Raw genomic sequence first — 21,653 nt, 5'->3', positions numbered from 1 at the left:
CTATTAAATGAGTGTTTTATAATTTAAATTGGTTAACCGTTTTGTTAAGTGCCGCAGCTAGATCACTTAAGTCACGAGCTTCGTCAGCGAGGGTATGTGCATGATCAGCGGTACTGTTCACTAAGTTATTAATTGTCGAAAGGCTCGTATTAATATCTTCAGCAACGACTGTTTGCTCCTCAGTTGACGTTGCTATTTGATGACTTTGGTCTTGTACTTTAGTGACCGACTGCGCAATATTGTGAAGTGAGCTAAGTACTTCTTTAGTTTGCAGTACTGAGCCCTCGGTTTGATCTTGTCCTTGTTGCATCATCACTGAGGCCTGTTGAGCTATTTGCTGCAAGCGCGAAATCATATTACGAATATCGTCTGTTGATTCTTGTGTGCGACTTGCTAGTGAGCGTACTTCATCCGCAACAACGGCAAAGCCTCGACCGTGTTCGCCAGCTCGTGCTGCCTCTATAGCGGCATTAAGTGCAAGTAAATTGGTTTGATCGGCAATTGAGTTAATTACATCGACTAATGCACCAATGTTATTACTTTCCTGTTCAAGGCCTGCAACCACTTTAGATGCTTCACCAATATGTAGCGCCAGTTCAGTCATTACTTTTTGCGCCTGTGTAGAACGGCTTGCACCTTCAGCTGTAATTGCCTGAACTTCTTCAGCTGCATTATTTGTATGTTGTGCATTACGTGATATTTCAAGCACAGTAGTCGCCATTTCAGTTACCGCGGCGCTGACGCTATCAACTTGCTGCTTCTCTTGCTGAATTTCAGAATTAGTTTGCTCAGAAACATGTCTTAGCTGAGCTGCTGCATTACTTAGCTGTTCTGCTTGCGCTGCGGTTTCTAGCATCATGGCGCGTAATTTATCAATAAAAGTGTTCATATGATTGGCCAGCTGTCCCACTTCATCTTGGCTATTAATATCAATTTTTTGAGTAAGGTCGCCTTCACCCGATGCTATATCACGCATAATGTGCGTAAGTGTTGTGATGGGTTTTGAAATCATATGGGTAGCCCATAAAATCATGGCTAATATAATAATTAAGATAATAACTACTGCAGTTGTTGTTGCGGTTACTGCGGCATTTACGGGCTCTTCAATCATGCTAGTAGGAATAAGTAGACCTACATACCAATCTATATAAGGCTGATCTAGCTGTAAGCGATGGTAAACCACATAAAACTGCTCACCTTTAAAAGTAACCATTTGGCTGCCTTTAAGGTTATTTCGCATTTGTGTATTTAATTCTTTAAAGCCTGCTGTATCTGTAAATTGTTGCTCAAGCGCATCGAGTCCTTCTTTACCGTTTGCACCTTCATCTGTAATTGAAAGTTTGTGTCCAGTGGCTTTTGAAAAGTGAACTACTTTTTGATTTCCATCGAGTAAAAATCCATAACCTTGGCCGTTAAAGCGAATATTTTCGACCATGTCGTTAATTTTGTTTAGTTGTAAATCAACACCGCCCATACCAATGAGTTTACGCTGTGCGTTATAAACAGGTTGTTGTACTACTGCAGATGCTACGCCTGTGGTTAAATCAACAGAGATTGGACCTACATAAAGTTTGTTAACTTGCATGGCTTCTTGCCACCAACCACGCTTGTAGGCGTAATAAGGCTGGCCGTTGTAGTGACTTGTACGTTCATTTTCTTTAAAGTATTCACCGGTGGTTGCTGAGGCAAAAAAGGCCGATAAAATGTTTTCGTCGTTTGAGCTTAAACGCACAAAGTCTTGGTTTACTTCGTTGTAACCTGGCGCGCTTTCGAGTGCTTGATCGCGAGTATCCCAATTTTCAAAAAAGTTGATTAAATGTGGGTTATTAACAAAGGTTGATACCATTTTACCGTACATTGCAAAGTAACTTTGCATTGAAAGTTGCTCGGTCTGTAGATAACTTTGTGCTTCGTTTTCTATGTTTTCTCTAGAGAGGTTGGCAATGTGTTTAACAAAGAATGTTGAGGCGATAATTAGTAAAACGGTAATTGTTCCACCAATCAATAATAATATTTTCTTCCGTAATGATAAATTATTTAGCATGAGTGCGCATATTTTTATTATTTATGAAATTATATCTAATCATATCTTACTTAAAATCTCTATAAAGTTAGATAGAAAGAACTAATTATGCGTTTAAAATAAAGGCTTATACAAAAATGACAAATAAAAGTAATAAATTAGTAGTATTAGGTGCAGGTTGGTTAGGACATGCTTTATGCGTAAGTGCGCAAAAAGCTGATTGGCAAGTACAAGGAACGCATAGAACAGATATACACGAGTTTGATTTTGAGCGTCAGTTTACACTTGAAGATGGGCAATTAAGACATCAAGTTGATTTACAAAATGCTTATTGGGTATGTGCTATTCCACCACGTAGCAGGGACAGTGAAAGTAATTATCCTGAAACACTCACCGCAGCGCTTAAGCTCTCAAAGGAGTTAAACGCAAAGGGCTTTTTATTATGCTCATCAACCGGGGTATACGATCAAGAGCCTGGTGTATATAGCGAAAGTTGCGATATTTCATGCACAAACGAGCGCCAAATAAAGCTCTATGAGGCAGAAGAGCAAGTACTTGAGCAAGACGGGAAAGTGCTGCGTTTAGCTGGATTACTAGGGCCTAATAGAGAACCGGGTCGTTTTGTGGCAGGCAAAGAGCTTAATACATCAAGTGAGCAAGTAGTAAATATGGTGCATCAACAAGATGTAATTAATGCTGTTTTTGCGGTGATAGAGCACTGGCAAGTAGGGCAAAATATTTATAATGTTGTTAATCCTGCGCACCCAACAAAAGCTGAATACTACGCAGTGAAGTGTGCAGAACATGGTGGCGAGTTACCACGCTTTACCAGTGATGATAAAGCTGAGCGCAAAGTTATTGGCTCAGCTATTGAAGCGCTAGGCTTTACTTACCAATATGGTATTTAATATGCTGAAGGCAGGGGGCTGCTCTCTATGAAGTCGCATAGCTTACCTTCACTTAGTAATGTATTAGCAGCTTCGATATCGGGAGCAAAGTAGCGGTCTTTATCATAATAACTCACATGCTCGCGTAATAACGCTTTAGCGCTTTGCACTTTATGTGATGGTTCAAGCGGCTTTCTAAATTCTAGCCCTTGAACCGATGCTAACCATTCTATTGCCAAAACGCCTTGGGTATTATTGGCCATTTCATCTAAGCGCCTTGCTGCAAAGGTTGCCATAGATACATGATCTTCTTGATTTGCAGATGTAGGCAAGCTATCGACCGAAGCCGGATGTGCTAATGATTTGTTTTCTGACGCAAGCGCTGCAGCGGTAACTTGAGCAATCATAAAACCTGAATTTACCCCGCCGTTTTCAACTAAAAATGGCGGTAATTTGGATAGGTTTGAATCGATAAGTAATGCAATTCGCCTTTCTGCTAATGCACCAATTTCGGCAATTGCGATAGCTAAGTTATCGGCGGCCATTGCAACTGGCTCTGCATGAAAGTTACCTCCCGATATTATGTCGCCTACATCGGCAAAAACTAGCGGATTATCGGTTACACCGTTTGACTCACATAACAATACTTCTGCGGCTTGGCGTATCTGAGTTAGGCAAGCTCCTAGCACTTGAGGTTGGCAGCGAAGGCAGTATGGATCTTGTACTTTTTCACAATTTACGTGGGAATCACTAATTTGAGAGTGCGTATCGAGTAGCTCTCTAAATACTTGAGCGGTGTCTATTTGTCCGCGCTGACCACGAATATCATGAATACGTGCATCAAATGGCGCGCGACTACCCATTGCTGCTTCTATGCTTATCGAGCCGATAACGCAGCTTTGTGCATATAAGTTCTCGCTTCTAAATAGGCCTTGTAGTGCAAACGCAGTCGACGCTTGTGTGCCATTTAATAATGCTAAGCCTTCTTTAGCTGCAAGGGTAAGAGGTTCAAGCCCCGCTATTTTTAACCCTTGTGCTGCACTAATTATTTTTCCTTTATGTCGCATTTGACCTTCAGCTAATAAAGGTAGGCACATATGCGCAAGAGGGGCTAAATCCCCCGATGCCCCCACAGAGCCCTTTTTAGGCACGCACGGATATACTTCGCTACTAAGCAGCTGCATAAAAAATTGGATTATTTGCAGGCGAATACCCGAGTAGCCGCGCGAAAGCGAGTTTACTTTTAAGGTGATCATTAACCTTACTGTGCTGTCATCCATGTATTCGCCAATGCCCGCAGCGTGTGAAAGCACAATGGAGCGCTGTAATAATTCAAGTTCGTCGTCGGCTATTTTGGTATTAGCTAATAACCCAAACCCGGTGTTAATCCCGTATACAGTGCGGTGCTCATTAATAACGTTTTGAACGGTTTGCGCGCTTGCTGCTATTTGCGATTCAGCATGCTTTGCAAGGCTTAACTTTACCGGTGAATTATTAATTTTTCTCAGTGTGTTTAAATTAAGTGAGCCTGGTGTGAGAGTAAGTTCGAACATGATCATTCCTCGTTTAGCATAGGTAGGTCTAAATTTTGTTCTTTGGCGCAGTTCTTTGCTATGTCGTACCCAGCATCAGCATGGCGCATTACACCTGTTGCAGGGTCGTTCCAAAGTACGCGAGCAATACGCTCTTTAGCTTCATTTGTACCATCGGCAACAATAACCACACCAGAGTGCTGACTAAACCCCATACCTACACCGCCACCATGATGAAGAGACACCCAAGTAGCGCCACTTGCCGTATTAAGCAGTGCATTGAGTAATGGCCAGTCCGATACCGCATCTGAGCCATCTTTCATACTTTCTGTTTCGCGGTTAGGGCTGGCAACTGAGCCCGAGTCGAGGTGGTCACGACCAATAACGATAGGGGCTTTAAGTTCGCCATTTTTAACCATTTCGTTAAAGGCCAATGCAAGGCGTGCTCTATCTTTTAAACCTACCCAACAAATACGTGCAGGTAGCCCTTGAAATTGAATGCGCTCACGCGCCATATCAAGCCAATTATGCAAATGTGCATCATCAGGAATAAGCTCTTTTACTTTTGCATCGGTTTTATAAATATCTTCTGGATCGCCCGATAATGCTACCCATCTAAATGGGCCAATACCTTCACAAAATAAAGGGCGAATATAGGCGGGTACAAACCCAGGAAAATCAAACGCGTTGGTAACACCTTCATCAAACGCCATTTGACGAATATTATTTCCGTAATCAGTAGTGGCGGCACCCGCTTTTTGCAGCGCCAGCATGGCTCTAACTTGGACTGCCATTGATTGTTTAGCCGCTTTTACTACCGCTTTTGGATCTTGCTCACGCATTTTTGCTACGTGCTCCATTGTCCAGTTTTGTGGTAAGTAACCATTTAATGGATCGTGAGCTGATGTTTGATCTGTGACTACATCAGGTGTAATACCTGTTTTAACCAGTGTACTAAATACATCGGCAGCGTTACCAAGTAGGCCAACTGATAGGGCTTCACCTTTTATGCACGCGTCGGTTATTAATTGCAGTGCGTGTTCAAGGTTCGTTGCTTTTACATCAACGTAGCCTGTTTTTATACGAAAATCGATACGGCTTTCATCACATTCAACAACTAGCGCACTAAACCCTGCCATTGTAGCGGCAAGTGGTTGCGCACCGCCCATACCTCCAAGGCCACCCGTTAATACCCACTTGCCTTTAGCACTGCCTGAAAAATGTTGCTTTGCCATGGCTATAAAGGTCTCGTAAGTGCCTTGTACAATGCCTTGCGAGCCAATATAAATCCAAGAACCCGCTGTCATTTGTCCGTACATCATCAAGCCTTTTTTATCGAGCTCGTTAAAGTGCTCCCAATTTGCCCAGTGTGGAACAAGGTTTGAGTTGGCAATAAGTACACGAGGGGCATTACTGTGGGTTTTAAATACACCAACGGGTTTTCCTGATTGTACAAGCAGAGTTTCGTCGCTTTCGAGTCTATCGAGGGTTTCTATAATTTTGTCATAACTTGGCCAATCACGAGCTGCTCGGCCAATACCACCATATACAACAAGTGCATGAGGATGTTCTGCTACTTCAGGGTCTAAATTATTCATTAGCATGCGCTTAGCAGCTTCAGTTTGCCAGCTTTTAGCACTTATTTTATCGCCATGAGGTGCACGTATTACGCGACTTGTGTCGAGTCGGTTGTTCATGTTTTGCTCCTGTTGTATATACAAGGTGATTTGTTATAAAAAAAGCGCAGTAAGCGCTATTGTTTGTTATTTTTTAAATGTTAAGTGACCACCTAAGCGATATTTACTGCCTGGTGATACAAGGCGCGCAAAGCTTACAATGCCGTTAATAGACCATGTGCGTCGAATAACTTGTAAGCATGGCTCTTCGTTATATAAGTTTAACCATTGGCACATTTCGCTGTTTGGCATAATAGCCTCTACGGTATGCCTCGCTTGGGTAAGTGGTGCAACACTAGATAGATACTCATGAGGTGTAAGCGTGCTAAAGTCTTGTTGTAAGTAACCAGCCGCAAGTGCAGGGTTTACAAAACGCTCTTCTAGCTGCAAGGGGCTGTCGTTTTCGTTATGCACGAGTACACTTCGATATACAACACTGTCAATCTCAACACCAAGTGCAATGGCAATAGGTGCGACTGCATTTATTGATTCAAGTATAAGTACACTACAGGTGTAGTTGCCGTTACGTTCCTTTACTTCATCAGCAATGTTTTTTATTTCGAGTAACGATGACTGCGATTTAAATGTGGCTACAAATGTACCTAACCCTTGGCTGCGGGTTAAAATACCTGCCTCGGTTAACTCGCTTAGTGCTCGGCGGGCTGTCATTCTGCTGACACTAAATTGACTACTTAGTTCGTTTTCAGAGGGAACACGTTGGTTTTCTTGCCACGTACCGCTGCGAATTTTATCAACAATGAATTGTTTTATTTGCGCAAATTTAGGTGTCGTCATTAAATTTATGGTTACATTAAAAATAAACTATATAAATAAGATGACACAATTACCTTGTATATACAAGATGGGTTGTTAGACTATATTTTCATCACTCTGGGCGTAAAAAGGGCTGTAAAATGCAAAGCACAACAAAAAATTATGAGTTAGAAGAAATTGACTTACTTTTAACTGATGCCAATATTGCCACTATGGATAGCAATATAAATGCCCCTTATGGCGCAATCGAAAATGCTGCTATAGCTATCAAAAATGGTAAAATTGCGTGGATTGGAGAGCAATCAACATTGCCCAGTTTTGATGTGTTTGCAACGCCGACATTGAGTATAAAAGGGCAGTGGTTAACGCCGGGCTTAATAGATTGTCATACACATTTAGTGTTTGCAGGTTCAAGGTCGCAAGAGTTTGAGCAGCGCTTGCAGGGTGTAAGTTATGAGCAAATTGCGGCACAAGGCGGTGGCATAGCAAGTACGGTTAAAGCGACGAGAGCAGCCGATCGAGAGCAATTATTTGTTGATGCAAAAGATCGCTTAAATACGTTGTTAAAAGAAGGTGTAACCACTGTTGAAATAAAGTCAGGCTATGGGCTAGATACTGAAAACGAGATAAAAATATTAGAAGTAGCTCGTTTATTAGGTGAGCATCATCCTATTGATATTAAAACTACTTTTTTAGGGGCGCATGCTCTACCGCCTGAATACAAAGGCCGTGCTGATGAATATATTGATTTGGTATGTACTGACATGCTTGATCAGGTAGTGGCTAATAATCTTGCTGATGCAGTCGATGTATTTTGTGAAAATGTAGGCTTTAGTTATTCGCAAACCAAACGTGTTTTCCAGGCGGCTAAAAAGCATAACCTCCCAGTAAAATGCCATGCTGAGCAGTTATCTAATCAACATGGTGCTGAGCTGGTGGCGCAGTTCAATGGCCTTTCGGCAGATCATATTGAGCATCTCGATGAAGAGGGTGTAAAAGCCATGGCAAACGCTGGGACGGTCGCGGTGTTATTGCCCGGTGCATTTTATTTTTTAAGAGAAACACAATTCCCACCTATTGAGTTACTTAATCAATATAAAGTACCTATAGCTATTGCGAGTGATTTTAATCCTGGCACTTCACCGCTGTGCTCAGTGCACTTGATGATGAACATGGCATGCACATTGTTTAGATTAACACCCGAGCAAGCATTGGCAGGTGTTACTCGCAATGCTGCTAAAGCACTAGGGTTAGACGACCGTGGTATTTTAAAGGTTGGTGCAAGAGCTGATATTGCGCATTGGCAAATAAGTCATCCATCACAATTAAGTTACCAATTTGGCGTAAATAAACTGTTAAATTTATGGATTTTGGGTAGAATTAACTAGTTTGTATTATTTTTGCCCACATATAATCTGGTTTAAACTTTTTTAGCGAATACGGATGCCGTTAATTTGAACATACTAACCGACAGTAACTTCCCAATATTTTTTAGTGGTGCACTATTGATGGCGATGATTGCCACTTTATTTGCCGTTAAAAATGCCAGTATTAAATTTAGCTATTTATGCACAGCAGCTGTTGGTTTGGCTATTTTGAGCACGGGCGCAGCTTGGCTTGCCATTTTACTTGCCTTTGGATTTTGTTTTCATTTATGGCAAGCCTTCGAGCGGAATAATTGGAGCATGATTATTACCAGCTCAATGGCTGGTCTTTTATTTGTTGTTCTATTTTCAGCTCATTTATTATTGGAAGTTCCGTTATTTTGGGTTGTGTTAGCAATATTATTATTAGCTATTGTTGGCTTTTTAAATGACGAAAGCGCTGAAATAGAAGTCGTGATAGAGCCAGAACCTACAGGTGATACATTTATAGAAGAGTCTCCGCTTTCGGTTTTTGCAGATAGAAAACAGTTACGCCAAGGTTACTATGCATGGTGCGACAATAAGCAAGTAAGTGCAGCGTTAATCGTTATTCGTCTTGAAGGATTTGAGCAAGTTAACCAGCATATAGGACGCGACTTTGGCGATATACTGTTAGCGCAATCGGCTAATCGAATAAAAGAACTGCTTTCAAGTGACGAAATAGTGACTTTAGTTGGGCAAGAAAAGCTAGCCCACTTAGGGGGCCTTAACTTTGCATTTATTTGTAGTTTTGCGAATCAAAAACATTTACATGAGTTGGTTATTGAACAAATACTGGGTGCAACACTTAAGCCATTTAATGTTGCTAACTGCACTGTAGAGGTAAAAGCGAGGGCGAGTTATGTTGATTGTAATGAGCAAGACAATAACTTTGATAATTTAATATCGTACGCATACCTAGCACTCGATAGCCACCCAAATCGCAAGGTTGTGCCTTATCATCAACAAATGATGATTGAACTGCGAGAGCAACAAGCGCGACTAAAAGAATTAGCAAATATTGATTTTTCGAGCGAATTAGAACTCTATTTTCAACCTATAATTTGTAACGAAAACGGTCAAATTGAGTTTTTAGAATTACTACTGCGTTGGCAGCACCCTAAGCAAGGAATTTTATCTGCTAATCGTTTTATTGACGACATAAGAATAGCAGGGCTTGGTTACCCGCTTGCTAAATTTGTAATGGAGAGAGCCGCTGAGCTTGCAATGGCGCTTAGAGTAGAAGGTATTTCCATACCGCTTAGCATTAACGTATTTGGCCCTGAAATGCTAAATGAAGAGTTTGTTGAATTTGTTGATGTTGTTATAAATGAACATCACTTAGAGGCGGGAGACTTGATTGTTGAATGCCCTTTACATATTTTTGCTGGTTTAGATGACAAAGGTCGAGGCATGATCGCAAGGCTTAATAACATAGGCTTAAAAGTATGTGTGGATGGACTTGGTGATAACCCGGTACTACTTTCTAAGTTGCCAAGTTTAGCGGTTGAGTATATTAAGGTTTCACCTTCACTTACCGCTGACTTTAGTAATCAAAACAATATACGCAGTTTAGTTGGTGGAATGGTTGATATGCATAGCCAACAAAAAACAAAAGTGATTTTTGAAGGAGTAGAAACACTTGAGCAACTTAAGTTTGTAAAAAGCTTAAAAGGTTATGCTGCCCAAGGTTATTACTTTGGTCACCCGCTAAGTAGTATCGGTTTAATGAGCTGGCTAAAAGAGTGGCGATCGGTTCAACAACGTTAAGTGTTTTCTTTGGCTTGTAGGTAGCTATTTACAAGTGCACTAATCACTTGCCCTACATGGGCAGCACCGGCACCTAACCCGTTAGGATGCTGGTTAGGCGCTGCTTCACATAAGTGTAAGTACTTAGAGTGCCGGTGGCTTGCAGCTAAATGCACAAAGTGCTCAGTGTCACTCACACTAAATCCGCAATATGTATACGCACTAACTGGCATATAAGTAATACTATCTAAATCAACTTCAACACCCAGTGGTAAATCATCAAAATTACTTAGTGCATTTTCAATTGCCTGCGTTAGTGTAATTTTTCGCTTAACTTGTATAGATTGATAGCTATCAAACTTAAAGTTAGCTTCACTCATTGCATCTATAATTGCTTGATTATTTTTTAATTCATGTAAGCCAATAACATGGTAATTACTTAGATGTTGCTCGTTATACGCGTAGCGAAAACCATTACCACTATGGCGACCTTCACATTCTCTAAAATCGGCATGAGGGTCAAAATTGATAGCATTAACAGGCGTGTTTTTTGACTTACTTAGCGCGCGAATAATACCTAAGCAATTATTGTGACCTCCGCCAATTACGATTGGCTCAAGCCCTGCTTTAAAAATAAGGCTTAATACTGACTCTACGCGTTCATCAAGTTGTTGGCATAAATCTCGTAATTGAGTTAACTGCTGGGCTTGCTGATTATTAAGTTGGTTGCTTTGCGCCATTAAATCATCAGTATTTACTTCACCCAATAAAAGTACTTTTTGAGTGGCAATAAATTGATTATGAGGTTGGTTTAAAAAACGTTTTAAAAAAGCAGACCATGCTTCGTTTGCACCGCCATTTCCTAAATTTGCTTTTGGGCCAATATCTTCGCAAATACCAAGAAGTACGTAGCGAATGCCAAATTGAGCTGCGTCAATAAGTGCTTGTTGCAGGTTTACTTGAGTGTCTAGCAAGGCCATTGATTGCCATGCTTTTTTTTCATTTACGCGGCTAGAGCAAAGTGCTCTAACCGCGCTTTCATCATATACTTTTAAATAGGAGGTCACGTTATACTTCTACAACTTCCAATTCTAATTCTTCTGCAGATAAAACAATGCCAGTACTATCAGCATAAATAAAGTCATCATCAAAAAATGATACACCGGCAAAGTTAACGCCAATAGCATCCTCGCCAGCACCTTCACTGTCAGCTGCAACAGGAATGGAAGCGATTGCTTGAATGCCTAAATCAAGTTCTTCAAGCTCATCAACGTGGCGTACTGCGCCGTAAACAACAATACCATTCCAGTTGTTTTCAAGTGCAAGTTCGGCCAATTCAATATCAATAAGTGCACGGCGAGTTGAGCCACCACCGTCAATAAGAAGCACTAAGTCTGTACCGTCTTGAGAAAGTAATTCGCGGATCAGTTCATTATTTTCAAAACATTTAACCGTTTTAATGCGGCCACCAAAGCTGTGTCGACCACCAAAGTTGATGAACATTGGCTCTAGCACGTCAACCACATCAGCAAAGTGGTCACATAAATCAGAAGTGCTGTAATCCATTATTTTATCCTCAAAAGGTACATTAATTTATACCTCAGTATACCCTCCTTATAAGCAATAACAACGACTTAATCGCAGTAAATTTAGACAAAACAAGCGCTAAATCATTAATCGCAATAATAGTGTCTTAAAAGCGTCACTCAATTGTTATTTACAACACATAAGCTAAATCGGTGTTCATATATTATGCAATGAGGGGGAAGTGATGGATAACAATAATATGTTTAAAAGGGCAGCTCTGCTAGATGAGCAATTATTTTTAACTCTGTTTAATTGCAACTCACCGAAGTGGTTTAAAACAATGGCGTTTGGCTTATCTAAAAGCGGTGATGGAGGGCTTTACATACTTGTGTGTTTAGCGGTGTGGTGGCTTAGTAATAATGAGCAGCAACAATTATTACCTGTAACGATATTAGTTGGTTTTGCTATAGAAAGGCCCATTTATTTACTGGCCAAAAATAGATTTGCCCGCACCCGTCCATGCGACTGCTTAGTAACAAATGCTTACATAGTACCCAATGATAAATTTAGTTTGCCCTCGGGCCACAGCGCTGCAGCGTTCTTAGTTGCGATTATACTAAGTCACTTTTTCCCTGAATATATATGGCTACTACTTAGTTGGGCTGCTGGTGTGGCTATTTCTCGTGTTGTATTAGGCGTACATTTTCCTGCTGATATTATTATAGGTGCGATTATTGGCAGTGTTTGTGGCTTATTCGCATTAGCGCTCGTGGTACCTGTATGAAAATATTGTATGGAGTGCAGGGTACCGGTAATGGTCATATAACGCGGGCTAGGGTTATGGCAAGCTGCTTTAATAAACTTGGTATTGATGTTGATTATGTGTTTTCAGGGCGAGCAAATAAAGATTACTTTGATATGCACGAATTCTCAGATTATAAAGCGTATCGGGGCTTATCGTTTAGTACTGAAAATGGGCAAGTCAAAAATTTAAAAACACTTAAAAACATGCGAGTTTGTAAGCTGGTGAGTGATATAAAATCGCTTGATATAAAACAGTACGATTTTGTACTTAATGACTTTGAGCCAGTCACAGCATGGGCTGCAAAACGGGCCGATATACCCGTTATCGGTATTAGTCACCAAGCCGCATTTTTGTCAGAAAACGTACCTATATTTGGTCGTGGTGTACTTAGAAAATCGCTCATCAAGCATTATGCACCAGCATCTACCTACTTAGGCGTACACTGGAAGCCATTTGCAAATAATATAATCCCGCCTTTTATTGCTCATCATAATCATGAGAATCCTGTCGCGGTACTAAATAAGGTATTGGTATATTTACCGTTTGAAAACTTAGATAGCATTGTTGATTACTTAAAAGACTTTCCCGAAAAAGAATTTTATTGTTATCACCCAAATGCCTGCAATCAGTCTTTTGGACATATACATTTGCGACCCCCCTCACGTTCTGGTTTTTTAAATGACTTAGCAAACACGAGTGGCGTTATTGGTAATGCGGGGTTTGAGCTTGCCAGTGAAGCGCTTAAGTTAGGTAAGAAGTTACTATTAAAGCCTTTAGATGGGCAGTTTGAGCAAACCGCAAATGCACAAACTTTGTTTGCCATGGGCATGGCGCATGTTATGAACTATTTAAACCCGCAAGCCCTTGATGACTGGAATAGCGCCCCGCAAAATAAGCAAATAAATTACCCTAGCGATCCCGAGCCTTTAATTGATTGGTTGGTTAAACAACAGTGGAATAACACACAATCGTTACACAAAGGTTTGTGGGATAGTGTCGCTTTATAGCCATCATAATTAAGTAGCTTAGAATAACCAATAATAAAAAGTTAAATTAATGAGTCGCTCCTGAGCTATCAGCTATAATACAAATGCATATTTAAAAAAGGCGTTAGCGATGAATTTTTTACAAAACTTAACAATCAAACGACGTTTACAGTTAAACGCAGTCGTTGTTGGTTTAGCAATGGTGGTCCTTTTATGCGTAATAATTTATGAAGCGAGAACAACGTTAAGCTTAAATAAAACAATTCAGCTTGCTGAAGAGCTTAATATCCATGAATTAGAACTGCGTAAACATGAAAAAAACTTTCTTTTTTATAAACAAGAAGAAGCATTAGACTTATTTGAACAAGATTATAACCAGCTTAAAAGTAAAATTGCTAAGTTGAATGTAATTATGCAAGAGCAGGGTATCGAAACCCAAAAAATAAGTAATCTCGATAATTTGGTAAGTGCTTATAGCAATGACTTTATGAGTGTTGTTGTGCTACAAAAACGCATAGGATTACACCCAAAAGATGGGCTGTATGGCGAACTAAGAAGTGCAGTACACGAGGTCGAAAGCTTGCTCAAAGAGCAAGATAATTACAAACTCTTATCTTCTATATTACAATTAAGACGGGCTGAAAAAGATTTTATGCTACGTTTTGATCTTAAGTATTTAACTCGATTTGATGAAGGGGTTGATACTTTAAAGCAGCAAATCGCTCAGGCTCAATTTGATACGGGGTATACAGCTCAATTAAATGGCTTTTTAAATTCCTACCAAACGCAATTTCAAGCATTGGTCCAGGCACAGGTTGAATTGGGCTTAGATTTAAATTCAGGAGCACTTGGAAAAATGCGTAAAAGTGTTGAACAAAGTGATGCAATCGTTGCGCAGATACTATTAAGCACTAAGCAGCAGGTAGATAAAAGCGTTGAACAGGCACAATTTTTAGCCATTCTTATTTTTGTGATTGCTGGCATTATTGTTTTAATGTTGGTTTATTTCACGAGCCGCTCGATTATTGTGCCTATAGAGCGGGTTTATCACACCATTAACGACATTCGTCGTAATAATGATTTAAGCGTGATGATAGAGCAAACAGGTAAAGACGAAATTACCACCATGACGGTCGACTTTAATAGTTTAATAGGCGATTTTAAAAACTTAATTAACGAAGTTAATGGTGCTTTAAATACGCTTAACATAGCAACAGAGCATTTATCAGAAAGTACCGCAGCAACAAGCTCCGGTATGCAAGAGCAATTACATGAAGCCGACATGGTTGCAACTGCAGCCACCGAAATGCAGGCGACGATTCAGGATATTTCACATAATACTGAAGCGGCTGCTAAAAAAGCAGAGTCAACAAACTTAAGTGCTCAACAAGGGCGCAGTGAAGTTGACTCTACCGTTAAGCACATTAGAGCCCTATCTGATTCGTTAGGGAATGCATCAAATGTAGTATCGCAACTTGAAAAAGATGGCGAAACAATTGGTTCAGTGCTTGATGTAATTCGGGGGATTGCAGATCAAACAAATTTACTCGCACTTAATGCGGCAATAGAAGCGGCACGTGCTGGTGAGTATGGTCGTGGTTTTGCTGTTGTTGCAGATGAGGTTCGTTCATTAGCGAAGCGTACTCAAGAGTCCACGAGTGAGATTGAAGGTATTATAAGTACCTTACAGCAGCGTACTCAAGAAGTGGTGAGTATTATGCACAAATGTCGTTCTCAAGGCGATGAAAGTGCCTCGCAAGCAATTAAAGCAGGTGAGTTATTAGGCGCAATTACTGAAGATGTACAAACAATAATGGAAATGAGCTCTCAAATAGCGGTTGCTATTGACGAGCAAAGCCAAGTGGCATCAGAGGTTAATAAAAATGTAGTAAGAATTCGCGACATTGCGCAAGATGCAACTGAACATGCTGCTAAAAACGCCCAAACTAGCGAAGAAGTATCTGAGCAAGCTAGAGTGTTATTTAGCGCTATTGATAAGTTTAAAGTGTAACTAACCTGAACTCTGGATAGTAAATATTTTAACCAGGGTTTAGGTTAACTAATCTAAAAATACCCACCTAAAGTTACCAATAAGGTTTAAGGAATAAACTTTATTGGTACACTGTTTTTGTTTTGTTCGTGCTCGGCTACGCGTGCCGAATATTCATCGCTCAACGTTTGTTGCTGCGCTTGTAGTTTTTCAAAGTAACTCCAACTGAACAGTCCGCTATTGTGACCATCATCGAAATCTAAACGCAGTGCATAATGCCCAACAGGTACTATGTTTTTTATACCTACAGATTGTTTATTTAAAACCAATTTCATAGGGCCAGAGCCATGGCCTTGCACTTCAGCAGAGGGAGAGTGAACGCGTAAAAATTCACAGCTAAAGACTGCTTGGCTATCGTCGTCAAAATAAACATCTAAATTTTTACTCACGCTGTGGTAATGCACTTTTGTAACGTGTTTCATTTTATATACCCCATTAAAAAGCCCCCAATCTGGAGGCTTTTAGTATAACGTTTATATTCGTTTTATAGAATGAAGCGGCTTAAGTCTTCATCTTCAACAAGTGCACCTAGATGTTTTTCAACGTAAGCGGCGTCAATAACAAGTGATGAACCTGCTTTTTCAGAAGCATCGTATGAAATTTCTTCCATCAATCTTTCCATCACAGTATGCAAGCGACGAGCACCGATGTTTTCGGTTTTTTCGTTAACTTGCCACGCAGCCTTAGCAATACGCTCAATAGCATCATCACTAAACTCAATCGTTACTTGCTCAGTTTTAAGGAGCTCTCGTTGTTGCTCAGTAAGCGATGCATGCGGCTCTGTCAGGATACGTTTAAAGTCATTTGCAGTTAGTGGCTCAAGTTCTACTCGAATCGGTAAGCGACCTTGTAGCTCAGGTATCATGTCTGATGGTTTAGACATTTGGAACGCACCTGAGGCAATAAACAACATATGGTCAGTTTTAACCATACCGTGTTTAGTGTTTACTGTTGAGCCTTCAATTAGCGGTAGTAAGTCGCGCTGAACACCTTCTCGGCTCACATCAGGGCCTGAAGAATCACCACGTTTACAAATTTTGTCTATTTCATCAATAAACACAATACCGTTTTGCTCTACTGCAAAAATAGCTTGTTCTTTTAGCTCTTCAGGGTTTACTAATTTAGCGGCTTCTTCTTCTGTTAATAGTTTGAAGGCTTCTTTAATTTTTAACTTACGTTTAGTGCGTTTATCGCCGCCCATGTTTTGAAACATGCTTTGTAACTGGTTGGTCATATCTTCCATACCAGGAGGCGCCATAATTTCTACGTTTGATTGAGCTTGCGCTAGTTCAATCTCGATTTCTTTATCATCTAATTGACCTTCACGTAATTTTTTACGAAATGTTTGGCGAGTAGATGAAGTATCGTCGCGTTGGCTTTCGCCATATTGATCTTTAACCGGTGGTAAAAGTGCATCTAAAATACGCTCTTCTGCTGCTTCTTCGGCGCGATGTTTAAACTTTTTAGTTTGCTGTTCGCGAGTCATTTTAATTGAAACATCAACGAGGTCACGTATGATCGTATCTACTTCTTTACCAACATAACCAACTTCAGTGAATTTAGTCGCTTCTACTTTAATGAATGGTGCGTTAGCAAGTTTTGCTAAACGGCGGGCAATTTCTGTTTTACCTACGCCTGTTGGACCAATCATTAATATATTTTTTGGTGTTACTTCACTGCGTAAATCTTCATTTAATTGCATGCGGCGCCAGCGATTACGAAGCGCAATAGCGACTGCTTTTTTAGCTTTAGCCTGACCTATAATGTGCTGATCTAGCTCGTGAACAATTTCTCTTGGGGTCATATCAGACATAATAGTTCCTATTATAATTCTTCGATTGTTTGGAAGTTATTAGTAAATACGCAGATGTTGCCTGCAATAGTTAAGCTTTTCTCTACTATTTCACGAGCGCTTAAATCTGTATTTTCTAAAAGGGCGGTTGCAGCTGATTGCGCAAAGTTACCACCACTACCAATTGCAATTAAATCGTTTTCTGGCTGAACTACATCGCCATTACCGGTAATAATTAAAGAGGCTGTTTCGTCTGCTACAGCGAGCAGCGCTTCGAGTTTTCGAAGTGCACGGTCACTTCGCCAATCTTTAGCCATTTCTACTGCGGCTTTAGTTAGGTTACCTTGGTGCATTTCTAATTTGCTTTCAAAACGTTCGAAAAGAGTGAAGGCATCAGCAGTACCGCCGGCAAAACCAGCGATTACTTTGCCATTATAAAGACGTCGAACTTTGCGGGCGTTGCCCTTCATTACGGTGTTACCAAGTGAAACTTGGCCATCGCCGCCAATTACAACTTTGTCGCCGCGGCGAACACTTACGATAGTAGTCATGTTATTCCTCATCATCGAGCTGCAGAGGCAACTCGTAAAAAACGATTATGATGAGGTTATATGGGTGAATGGTTTATTTTCAAGTCCAGCCCCAAATTCCGCAGCCGACTATTTTTACACGTTTAAGTTTGTTTTTATCGCTTTCGGCTTGGCGTTTGGTTTTATAAGGGCCTAAACGTACTTTATACCAAGTGCCATTGCTGCCTTCAGCCTGTTTGATCTCAGAAATGAGCCCTGCAAATGCGATTTTAGCTTTTAATGATTCAGCTTGTGCATGAGTTCTGAACGAACCGCATTGCATAACATAAGGACCTTTTTGCTCAAGTTCTTTTACTTCAACTTGAATCTCGTGGTTTCTAATTTCTTTAATAAATTCCGGTGTACGTGGAATAACAACTTCTACTTTTGCGGGTGCAGTTGGGTTAGCTTGTTTTTCGACAAGCTTTGGATCGGCATTACTTTTTATAAACCATAGTGTGTAGGCAAAACCACCTACAAGTAAGATGGCTATAACGGCTAAAAGAATAGGAAATGGTTTTTTAGCGGGTGCGTTTTTTTTACTGTCTCTGCCTGCAGGCTTTTTATTAATATAATCGTGCTGTGCCATGGTGTTATTTTGGCCTTAACCTAAATCATGTCTATAGGGTCTACGTCTAAGCTCCAGCGTACTTTTTGTGCAAGTTTACTGGTACTTAAATAATCAACCATTTGCGCAAGGTACTGATGTAATATGCGACGATCTTGCGCTTGAATATGCAATTGAAAACGATACATACCTGCGACTCTTTCAAGTGGGGCAGGGATCGGACCGAGCAATTGTATACCAGATACCCCATTCACAGGAACCAAATCCGTCAAAAAATCGACGACTAGTTTAATACTATGTCCTTGTGCACGCACAATGGCCATATTTGTAATGGGCGGTAAGTCAGCATCATCGCGCTCACTAAGAGCAAAGCGGGCAAAGTCTTGGTAACCATTATTAACTAAGTCTTGCAAAAGAGGGTGTTCTGGAAAGTGTGTTTGTAATAACACTTGACCAGGCTCACCTGAACGTCCAGCACGCCCCGCTACTTGGGTGACTAATTGCGCTAAATGCTCTGTCGCTCTAAAGTCGCATGAGTATAAGCCGCTATCTACATCTAAAATTATAACAAGGCTTACATCTGCAAAGTGATGGCCTTTGGCAAGCATTTGTGTGCCCACTAAAATGCGTGCGCCGCCTAGGTTTATTTCATCAAGTGCTTTTTCAAGGCTACCTTTACGGCGAGTTGAATCGCGGTCTATACGAGTAACAGGTGTATCAGGGAATTCGGTCGATAAAAACTCTTCAATTTGCTCTGTGCCTTTACCGTTAGGAAATATTTGCGTACTTCCACAGTCAGGGCATTGGTGAGGGACAGGGTACTGGTCGCCACAGTGATGACAGATCATTTGCCCAATCGCTTTATGAAATGTAGCGCTGGTACTGCATCGTTTACACTCGCTCAACCAACCGCACTCATGGCAAATAAGGGTGGGTGAGAAACCTCGGCGATTTAAAAATACCATAACCTGTTTACCGCGATTTAAGTGCTGACGCATAGTAGCAAGACTTGCATGTGCAATACCTGCTTGGTCGGGCTGACCTTTCATATCGAGTAACTTAAACTGATTGTCAGTCGCTGTTTGCGCACGCTCCGTTAAACTTAATAGCTGGTATTTGTTATTAATTGCTTTGTGAAGTGTTTCAAGCGCGGGTGTGGCGCTGCCTAATATAAGCGGGATTTTATGCTGAAAAGCTCTGTAAGCGGCTAAATCACGAGCATGGTAACGAAGGGTATCTTGTTGTTTAAATGACGAGTCGTGTTCTTCATCAACAACAATCATACCGAGTTTTAAAAATGGCAGAAAAATACTCGAACGTGTGCCAATAACTATCGCACAACTGCCTTTTTCGCAAAAACGCCATGTTTGTAAACGTTCGTTGTCGGTAAGTGCTGAGTGCCAAAGCATAATGGGTGTATCAGGAAAGCGGCGGCGAAAACGGTTTACGGTTTGTGGTGTTAGGCCGATTTCGGGCACGAGTACGAGGGCTTGCTCGCCACGTTTGAGTACTTCTTCTAGGCACTGTAAATACACTTCGGTTTTACCGCTGCCCGTTACGCCTTCTAATAAGAAGCTGCTAAAGCCAGTACTTTGATTTATAGCTGTGCAAGCAACCGCTTGTTCTTTATTAAGTACTGGTTTACTACCGACGGTTGGAGCAACACTTTGCCATTGGTTATCGTGCTCAATAGTTTGTGTTATGAGTTCTTTATCTATTAAGCTATCTATTGTTTTTTTACTAAAGCCCAGTGCTTTTAACTCAGTTAATGATGACTTACCTGATTGCGATAACTGCTTTAATAGGTTGAGCTGTGTTTTAGCTTTTAATGACGGTACTTTTGCACCTTTTTCTGTCAGGGCAACCATATTAATACTGGTTTTATCAGGTGATTCACCTTGGCGAAGTGCACCAGGTAGCGCTATATGAATAGTTTCGCCTAATGGATAGCAATAATAGCGGGCAGTAAAGCTAAGGAGTTCTAAATGCTGGGCACTTAAAATAGGGGCGTCGTCTATTACCTCTATAATATTTTTAATTTTATTTAAAGGGACGTCGGTACTGCTTTTAATACCCAAAACAACCGCTACTTTTTTTTGATTACCAAAAGGTACCAAAACTCGCATGCCAGGTAGTAAGGGAATTGATAAGCCACTGAGCTGTTCTTCTATTTTATAATCAAAGGTGCGTGGAAGCGGGACTTTAATAGCAACTTCAACAAAACTCATAACAACTCAACCCGTAAAATTAATGCTGTAATGTACTAAAAATAACGCTAAAAACCTACTAGCAATAGTGCTTGAGAAAGAGATTGTTCACTTTTTTGGCAAAAATATAAATAAATACTTGTGTGGGGGGAGGTTGTTGGATAAAATCCGCCACCAACAAATTTGTTTTAACGACGTATGGTGCCAAACTCCGGGTTTGGAGAGCGATGCGGCCTTAACTAGAGGTTCCTATGAAAGAAGGTATTCACCCTAAGTACGAAGTAATTTCTGCAACATGTTCATGTGGAAATAAATTCGAAACTAGCTCAACTCTTTGTAAAGACATTCACTTAGACGTATGTTCTGCGTGTCACCCGTTTTACACTGGTAAGCAAAAAGTTTTAGACACTGGCGGACGTGTTGATCGCTTCAACAAGCGCTTTGGTGCACTTGCCAGCAAGAAGTAATTATTGCTGTTTAGTTAAAAAAAGCACCTTAGGGTGCTTTTTTTGTGCCTAAAATTTGTTATTTATTATCTTAAACTAACCTACATAAATCTTTGAGCAATTTAACGAATTAAATTGCACTATAACGTCGTTAAAAAATTTTTATTTAGAACAACTAGATACAAAAATTTTTGCCTAGTTCTAGCGTAATTTTCTTAACGTTAAATAGACCCCATATATAAGCAGATTGGTATTATTTCGTTGATTTTAACTATCCCCTCCTTTTGCATAACTATTTCCTATTCTTATTCTGAGTATGCATAATCCTTTACAGACAAATCGATAGATATTCTCTATATTTTAAATAGTACAATTTTTAACTAGGTTGATAAAAGTATCTAACGTGGGCTTATCTGTTTTTAAAGTAGGGTAGTAGGCTGTTATTCTAAGTTTATGCTGATACTTTAAGTATACATTTTATAAGATTTTGATAGGCATAAAAGCACCTTAAAACTTACTTTTTAGGTGAATTTTTATTTATTAAATGTTGATATAATCCTGCAAAGTTACTGAAAAACCTCTTAAAATTATAGGATATAGCATATAACAGGATAGACCTGATATTGCTTGGAATTTAAAAATAATAAGGGTATCGTACC

General features: G+C 40.3%; 18 protein-coding genes. 7 read left to right on the top strand and 11 right to left on the bottom strand.

Annotated features, from left to right (window positions below):
* Nucleotides 1-16 precede the first annotated feature (16 nt).
* Nucleotides 17-2,044: a methyl-accepting chemotaxis protein gene (locus I6F48_RS09355; RefSeq protein ID WP_197119289.1), complete on the bottom strand. Its 2,028-nt coding sequence runs from the start codon at nt 2,042-2,044 to the stop codon at nt 17-19.
* 116 nt (nt 2,045-2,160) lie between these two features.
* Between I6F48_RS09355 and I6F48_RS09350 the strand changes: the two genes are divergently transcribed.
* Nucleotides 2,161-2,931: an NADP-binding protein gene (locus tag I6F48_RS09350; RefSeq protein ID WP_165728100.1), complete on the top strand. Its 771-nt coding sequence runs from the start codon at nt 2,161-2,163 to the stop codon at nt 2,929-2,931.
* On the opposite strand, the gene hutH is transcribed toward I6F48_RS09350, so the two are convergent.
* The 3 genes from hutH to hutC form a co-directional block, all read right to left on the bottom strand.
* On the bottom strand, nt 2,928-4,463 hold the full coding sequence (hutH, locus tag I6F48_RS09345) for a histidine ammonia-lyase (protein ID WP_165739477.1): 1,536 nt from the start codon (nt 4,461-4,463) through the stop codon (nt 2,928-2,930). The genes I6F48_RS09350 and hutH overlap by 4 nt on opposite strands.
* Before the next feature lie 2 nt (nt 4,464-4,465).
* Nucleotides 4,466-6,139 carry a urocanate hydratase gene (gene hutU / locus I6F48_RS09340; protein ID WP_197119288.1) on the bottom strand — a complete coding sequence of 558 codons (1,674 nt, stop codon included), beginning with the start codon at nt 6,137-6,139 and terminating at the stop codon, nt 4,466-4,468.
* 66 nt (nt 6,140-6,205) lie between these two features.
* Nucleotides 6,206-6,913, bottom strand: a complete 708-nt coding sequence (gene hutC, locus I6F48_RS09335; RefSeq protein WP_007582045.1) for a histidine utilization repressor — start codon at nt 6,911-6,913, stop codon at nt 6,206-6,208.
* Between the two features lie 119 nt (nt 6,914-7,032).
* On the opposite strand from hutC, the gene hutI reads away from it, so the two are divergent.
* A complete protein-coding gene (hutI, locus tag I6F48_RS09330; RefSeq protein ID WP_197119287.1) occupies nt 7,033-8,280 on the top strand; it encodes an imidazolonepropionase in 1,248 nt (415 codons plus the stop codon).
* 120 nt (nt 8,281-8,400) lie between these two features.
* On the top strand, nt 8,401-10,065 hold the full coding sequence (locus tag I6F48_RS09325; protein WP_165721267.1) for a GGDEF domain-containing phosphodiesterase: 1,665 nt from the start codon (nt 8,401-8,403) through the stop codon (nt 10,063-10,065).
* Here I6F48_RS09325 and I6F48_RS09320 read toward each other — a convergent pair.
* Both I6F48_RS09320 and rraA read right to left on the bottom strand, forming a co-directional pair.
* Complete coding sequence (locus tag I6F48_RS09320) at nt 10,062-11,111, bottom strand: formimidoylglutamase (RefSeq protein WP_197119286.1); 1,050 nt, start codon at nt 11,109-11,111, stop codon at nt 10,062-10,064. The two genes, I6F48_RS09325 and I6F48_RS09320, sit on opposite strands and share 4 nt — an antisense overlap.
* 1 nt (nt 11,112) lies before the next feature.
* Nucleotides 11,113-11,610, bottom strand: coding sequence for a ribonuclease E activity regulator RraA (gene rraA / locus I6F48_RS09315; RefSeq protein ID WP_002959955.1), 498 nt, complete (start codon nt 11,608-11,610; stop codon nt 11,113-11,115).
* A gap of 205 nt (nt 11,611-11,815) precedes the next feature.
* On the opposite strand from rraA, the gene I6F48_RS09310 reads away from it, so the two are divergent.
* From I6F48_RS09310 to I6F48_RS09300, 3 genes are all read left to right on the top strand, one after another.
* Complete coding sequence (locus I6F48_RS09310; RefSeq protein ID WP_197119285.1) at nt 11,816-12,355, top strand: phosphatase PAP2 family protein; 540 nt, start codon at nt 11,816-11,818, stop codon at nt 12,353-12,355.
* On the top strand, nt 12,352-13,383 hold the full coding sequence (locus I6F48_RS09305; protein ID WP_165739483.1) for an MJ1255/VC2487 family glycosyltransferase: 1,032 nt from the start codon (nt 12,352-12,354) through the stop codon (nt 13,381-13,383). The genes I6F48_RS09310 and I6F48_RS09305 overlap by 4 nt, the downstream gene beginning before the upstream one ends.
* A gap of 109 nt (nt 13,384-13,492) precedes the next feature.
* Nucleotides 13,493-15,373: a methyl-accepting chemotaxis protein gene (locus I6F48_RS09300; protein WP_165728107.1), complete on the top strand. Its 1,881-nt coding sequence runs from the start codon at nt 13,493-13,495 to the stop codon at nt 15,371-15,373.
* Nucleotides 15,374-15,459: 86 nt separating this feature from the next.
* Here I6F48_RS09300 and I6F48_RS09295 read toward each other — a convergent pair whose 3' ends face one another.
* The 5 genes from I6F48_RS09295 to priA form a co-directional block, all read right to left on the bottom strand.
* Nucleotides 15,460-15,834, bottom strand: coding sequence for a gamma-butyrobetaine hydroxylase-like domain-containing protein (locus I6F48_RS09295; protein WP_010553804.1), 375 nt, complete (start codon nt 15,832-15,834; stop codon nt 15,460-15,462).
* Between the two features lie 62 nt (nt 15,835-15,896).
* Complete coding sequence (gene hslU, locus I6F48_RS09290) at nt 15,897-17,225, bottom strand: HslU--HslV peptidase ATPase subunit (protein WP_024594430.1); 1,329 nt, start codon at nt 17,223-17,225, stop codon at nt 15,897-15,899.
* Between the two features lie 11 nt (nt 17,226-17,236).
* Complete coding sequence (hslV, locus tag I6F48_RS09285; RefSeq protein ID WP_002958366.1) at nt 17,237-17,755, bottom strand: ATP-dependent protease subunit HslV; 519 nt, start codon at nt 17,753-17,755, stop codon at nt 17,237-17,239.
* A gap of 79 nt (nt 17,756-17,834) precedes the next feature.
* Nucleotides 17,835-18,362, bottom strand: coding sequence for an SPOR domain-containing protein (locus I6F48_RS09280; RefSeq protein ID WP_197119284.1), 528 nt, complete (start codon nt 18,360-18,362; stop codon nt 17,835-17,837).
* 20 nt (nt 18,363-18,382) lie between these two features.
* Nucleotides 18,383-20,569 carry a primosomal protein N' gene (gene priA / locus I6F48_RS09275; protein ID WP_007582030.1) on the bottom strand — a complete coding sequence of 729 codons (2,187 nt, stop codon included), beginning with the start codon at nt 20,567-20,569 and terminating at the stop codon, nt 18,383-18,385.
* 230 nt (nt 20,570-20,799) lie between these two features.
* On the opposite strand from priA, the gene rpmE reads away from it, so the two are divergent.
* A complete protein-coding gene (rpmE, locus tag I6F48_RS09270) occupies nt 20,800-21,015 on the top strand; it encodes a 50S ribosomal protein L31 (RefSeq protein ID WP_007582029.1) in 216 nt (71 codons plus the stop codon).
* Nucleotides 21,016-21,653 lie beyond the last annotated feature (638 nt).

Origin of the sequence: Pseudoalteromonas sp. SWYJ118 (assembly GCF_015864505.1) — a bacterium.
In the GTDB taxonomy this organism is placed as follows: domain Bacteria; phylum Pseudomonadota; class Gammaproteobacteria; order Enterobacterales; family Alteromonadaceae; genus Pseudoalteromonas; species Pseudoalteromonas arctica.
Note: the sequence above shows the minus strand (reverse complement) of the source record. Positions and strands in the feature narration are given on the sequence as shown.

Coding starts and splice junctions, on each gene's coding strand:
- priA (WP_007582030.1), bottom strand. CDS start 20,569: ATGAGTTTTGTTGAAGTTGCTATTAAAGTCCCGCTTCCACGCACCTTT.
- I6F48_RS09325 (WP_165721267.1), top strand. CDS start 8,401: ATGGCGATGATTGCCACTTTATTTGCCGTTAAAAATGCCAGTATTAAA.
- I6F48_RS09355 (WP_197119289.1), bottom strand. CDS start 2,044: ATGCTAAATAATTTATCATTACGGAAGAAAATATTATTATTGATTGGT.
- hutH (WP_165739477.1), bottom strand. CDS start 4,463: ATGTTCGAACTTACTCTCACACCAGGCTCACTTAATTTAAACACACTG.
- hslU (WP_024594430.1), bottom strand. CDS start 17,225: ATGTCTGATATGACCCCAAGAGAAATTGTTCACGAGCTAGATCAGCAC.
- I6F48_RS09280 (WP_197119284.1), bottom strand. CDS start 18,362: ATGGCACAGCACGATTATATTAATAAAAAGCCTGCAGGCAGAGACAGT.
- hslV (WP_002958366.1), bottom strand. CDS start 17,755: ATGACTACTATCGTAAGTGTTCGCCGCGGCGACAAAGTTGTAATTGGC.
- I6F48_RS09300 (WP_165728107.1), top strand. CDS start 13,493: ATGAATTTTTTACAAAACTTAACAATCAAACGACGTTTACAGTTAAAC.
- I6F48_RS09310 (WP_197119285.1), top strand. CDS start 11,816: ATGGATAACAATAATATGTTTAAAAGGGCAGCTCTGCTAGATGAGCAA.
- rraA (WP_002959955.1), bottom strand. CDS start 11,610: ATGGATTACAGCACTTCTGATTTATGTGACCACTTTGCTGATGTGGTT.
- rpmE (WP_007582029.1), top strand. CDS start 20,800: ATGAAAGAAGGTATTCACCCTAAGTACGAAGTAATTTCTGCAACATGT.
- hutU (WP_197119288.1), bottom strand. CDS start 6,139: ATGAACAACCGACTCGACACAAGTCGCGTAATACGTGCACCTCATGGC.
- hutI (WP_197119287.1), top strand. CDS start 7,033: ATGCAAAGCACAACAAAAAATTATGAGTTAGAAGAAATTGACTTACTT.
- I6F48_RS09350 (WP_165728100.1), top strand. CDS start 2,161: ATGACAAATAAAAGTAATAAATTAGTAGTATTAGGTGCAGGTTGGTTA.
- I6F48_RS09305 (WP_165739483.1), top strand. CDS start 12,352: ATGAAAATATTGTATGGAGTGCAGGGTACCGGTAATGGTCATATAACG.
- hutC (WP_007582045.1), bottom strand. CDS start 6,913: ATGACGACACCTAAATTTGCGCAAATAAAACAATTCATTGTTGATAAA.
- I6F48_RS09295 (WP_010553804.1), bottom strand. CDS start 15,834: ATGAAACACGTTACAAAAGTGCATTACCACAGCGTGAGTAAAAATTTA.